The sequence below is a fragment of the Escherichia sp. KCJ4928 genome (genome assembly GCF_004352695.1).
GTDB lineage: Bacteria > Pseudomonadota > Gammaproteobacteria > Enterobacterales > Enterobacteriaceae > ECMA0423.
This window is the reverse complement of sequence record NZ_SJWV01000268.1, coordinates 1-3,786: the sequence shown is the minus strand read 5'-3', so window position 1 is coordinate 3,786 and position 3,786 is coordinate 1. Positions and strand designations below refer to the sequence as shown.

The 3,786-nt window shown below is 33.6% G+C and carries 3 protein-coding genes and 2 pseudogenes; 1 reads left to right on the top strand and 4 read right to left on the bottom strand.

What is annotated here, in order from left to right; translation table 11 throughout:
• Window positions 1–591 (top strand): annotated as a pseudogene (locus E0D98_RS22085) (response regulator transcription factor); the annotation flags it as partial.
• 18 nt (window positions 592–609) lie between these two features.
• Here E0D98_RS22085 and E0D98_RS22080 read toward each other — a convergent pair.
• The 4 genes and pseudogenes from E0D98_RS22080 to E0D98_RS22065 form a co-directional block, all read right to left on the bottom strand.
• Window positions 610–1,112, bottom strand: a pseudogene (locus E0D98_RS22080) (lytic transglycosylase domain-containing protein).
• A gap of 82 nt (window positions 1,113–1,194) precedes the next feature.
• Complete coding sequence (ygeI, locus tag E0D98_RS22075; RefSeq protein WP_000184091.1) at window positions 1,195–1,413, bottom strand: protein YgeI; 219 nt, start codon at window positions 1,411–1,413, stop codon at window positions 1,195–1,197.
• Window positions 1,414–1,580: 167 nt separating this feature from the next.
• Entirely contained in the window at window positions 1,581–2,957 is a 1,377-nt protein-coding gene (gene ygeH / locus E0D98_RS22070) for a HilA family transcriptional regulator YgeH (protein ID WP_131891025.1), read from the bottom strand.
• Between the two features lie 334 nt (window positions 2,958–3,291).
• Window positions 3,292–3,783 (bottom strand): tetratricopeptide repeat protein, encoded by a 492-nt coding sequence (locus tag E0D98_RS22065; RefSeq protein WP_000102786.1) that lies wholly within the window; start codon window positions 3,781–3,783, stop codon window positions 3,292–3,294.
• Window positions 3,784–3,786 lie beyond the last annotated feature (3 nt).

The following is a 3,786-nucleotide window of genomic DNA, read 5'->3' as shown; positions in this document are numbered from 1 at the left end:
ATGATTGATGGGGTAATTGGATTTCTCGGACATTATCCTGATTTATATGAGGTTGTTGGGGGCTATAAAGATCTGAAGAAAGCTATAGCGGAGTGTAACAAATCTACAGCCTAAATATTTTTTTTAGGAGAATTTGCAGGTGGAATGATGGGGTCCGAACTCGTAAAATGGGTTAAATCGCATAAGATAGATGCTCATATTATTACATTTGTAGCAAAGATGCCGTATATTGATTCAATAAAATTGCTTGAAGCAGGTGCGAAAGGATGCGTATGGAAAACCAGTCACCCGGCGAAACTAAATCGTGCTATTGATTCGATTAGTAATGGTTACACTTATTTTGATAGTGTACATATGGATTGTGAAAAAATATCTTCCAGGTATTCCTCTGATAATCAACTTACAAATCGTGAGTCAGAAATATTACAACTCATAGCTGATGGTAAAACAAACAAAGAAATCGCTAATTTCTTGCAGTTAAGCAGAAAAACAGTCGAAACTCATAGACTCAATATCATGAAGAAATTAGATGTTCACAGTGGTATCGAGTTGATCAAAACAGCTTTACGTATGGGTGTTTGCACTATATAAAAAAAAGAGGCTTTAGGCTCATTTTGCTGAAGCCTTACGATTGTCTAGTTCATTAAGCCTGGTATATACAATGTATATTTTGGGGCATATTGCTGTCTCTTTTTTTGGTTATCCATTGCAAAACCCGCATTATAAGTCCCCAGGCATTGCCACGTTACTCCACAACGTGAAAAATGGTTATATAAAATCTCGGTTCCTATTTTAATGTTCAGACAAGGGTTATCTAACAAATCTCGTTCATCTTTTATTATTCCACGTTTTTTTAACAGGGGAATATGCATCTGGTTTATCTGCATTAACCAATAATCTAAACTCTTTATATTGTTATTCTTATCTCTGTTCTTGCCTATGCTATCCTTTTTTAGATTGCTTTCAACAAGAGCGATAGCTTTAATTAAATTTGGTTCGATTCTGAACATTGTTCCTGCTTCATTAGAGCAAGAGTTGCTGGCGAAAGACATTTTTGTAATAAATATACAAAACGTGAAGATGGTTAAGAATTTAACTTTTGGTGAGCGCATATTTTTTCATGTGTGAGGATTGAATGAAAGGGACGAGATACTATTATAAAAGTATCTCGTTATGATTTATTTGGTCAATCGTCTACCATTCAATTTTATAGTAAGGTGAGATAGGATTATCTTCTGAATACATATCATTTTGAAAAGGCGCCATCCATGTTGAAACTATAAATGCTTGTATTTGATCTGTATCAGTAGCACTGGTGTTGATGTGTTTATCTAATGATACGACTTCATCACCCGTTGCATTCGCTATATTTGAACTTTGAGATAAATTATTGATACCGATTGGATTAGTCATAAAGCTCCCTTTTTTAATTGTCCAGGCCAATGGTCTTTACATCATACTTTTAACTCTAGAGCATTTTAAATATCTTGCAATAAGGTGAATATCTTAGATATTTTTATCTCTGTTGTTTAAATAACAAGTTGCATACATCTAAATAATAAAATTGCGTCAATAAAAATTTATCGCATACAAATTCTCGTCAGCTGATTTAATTTCAAAATGTTGTCAATTATAACTCGATGGCTTTCACTCTCAGTTTCTTTATAGTAGAGTTTAATGTTGTTTTTGAGCGGGTTAGGCACATACATATCTACACATTCTTTTATCACAACTGCTTTTCGTCTTCTGGGTTCGAGTTGTAGTGATTTGTCTATACAAATCCTTGCCTCTTCAATTTTTTCATTATGAAAGTGGACTAGTGCCCTATAGTAGTAGAGAGAGGCTATATCAGTTGGGTGTATCTTAGCCTGTTCAAATAAGATATGAGATACTTTTGCTTGTCCAGACAGACCAGTTATCAGTCCCATAATAGCTAAAATTTTTCCATCGACAGTGGTTATGTCTGATACATAATCTAAAAGCTCTAATGCTTTTTGAGCAGCAAGTTCAAGTTCACTTTTTCCATGAAGTGCCAAAGACATATGGCATTCCGCTAGAAGGCAATAACATTCTGTTTTTAGCGTCTGTATATCACTTTTATTTTGTAATCTATCAAATATAGTCATGGCCCTGTAAATGCTTTCAGGGGTGAAGTCGTAAAGTTCTTTCTTTCCGGCTAACATTTCATCTGATAAATAATGATTCTTATATACTTGGTCCTGCTTAGCTAATCTTACAGATCGTTCTGGTTTATGTACCGTTTGAAGGATATTATCTATAATAAATTGTGATGTATTATGTAGTTCATCAACAGGGAGATGATTACTGGCGATGAGGAAAAGGTTTTTAGCGTCGATCAACTCAATGTATAAAGTGTTCACTGCATTATTCTGGTTTATTCTTCCTGTAACGAAATAATCTGGCTTGAATCTGCTCAAGAATGAATTTTGAGATATGTGATCATTACAAAAATTTGTCGCAGCCATCGGATAGGTATAGAGACCATCGATTTTTTTATTTGAAATGATTTGCACTAATTCCTGATTAAGTATTAATGGATCCAGTGTATTCAACGAAGTAGTGAAAGGGAATATAGCTATGGAATAGTCTGAAGTATTATCTTCATTAATTTTAGTTTTGAAAACCTGCCCGCTGAAACGATAACCTTTCCGGTAGATTGTTTCTATGCAACGATCATAGCCAATTTTTTCAAAAATGCAGCGCAAAGAATAGATACATCTTGTCAGGGACTCGTCACTAACAATAATATTTTTCCATACTGATTCGATGATCATATCTTTCAGTACAACATGACCAGCGGATTCAAGTAATACTATTAATACACCTAACTCTTTCTGTGGAATATAAACTTGCTCATTTCCTTGAGTAAGAATTCCATCTTCCGTGAGCGTTAATCCCTCAAGAAAATGATATGAGAATTTATTTTCTAAGTCCATTAGTTAACCTCTATGAAAAAATTGGTTTCTTGCATCCTGCTTAAGCAATAGAAATTATGGCTATTCATATTTATGTGTCATTAACGCTACAGGAAATTACATTCGACATATCTATGGTTGTGTTCACTAATTTATCTTAGGAATTCAGTGATGTAATCTGAAATAGCCTTATTCAATTTTGATAAAGTAGATTGTTCTCTAACGCATTGAAAAATAATGATTTATAGTATGCTCTTAACTGTTTTAAGATGCTGATTTAAGAAAACATAAGAGGTGCTGGTTATAGTGGTTAACTGCACTATAACCAGCAAATTTAACCAAATGATTGTAATGCTTAGCCATTATCTTCTGAATTATCGTTTAAGAGTTCAATATATGCCTGCGCTTTACTCTTAACACTATCATCCTCACAATTGTTAATAATGTGATAGAAACATTGCATTGCGTTATCGATATTTTTAGCCCCAATCTGACATTGACCCATACGATAAATAACTGAATAGTCATCATACGGGGAGTAATTGTAACTTAGTTTGTAAAGGTCATATGCTTGTTGATATTTCTTTTTGGGCTGACATACTGATGCAAAATCTTTTAGATACTCATGATTTTCGAACGCATAAATGCACAAAAATTTATAATAAATTTCTGCGTCCGTTATATTACCCTTTTCATGGTAGTCGAATGCATATGCATATATTCTATCAAGGATATCAGGAGTTAAACCATGTAGTAATGCCAGATTTTCTCCTTTCGATAATGCGTGTTTTAGTTGATTTGCCCATTCATCACTATTATTGAATATTTCAATTGTTTCTGTGCTCATAAT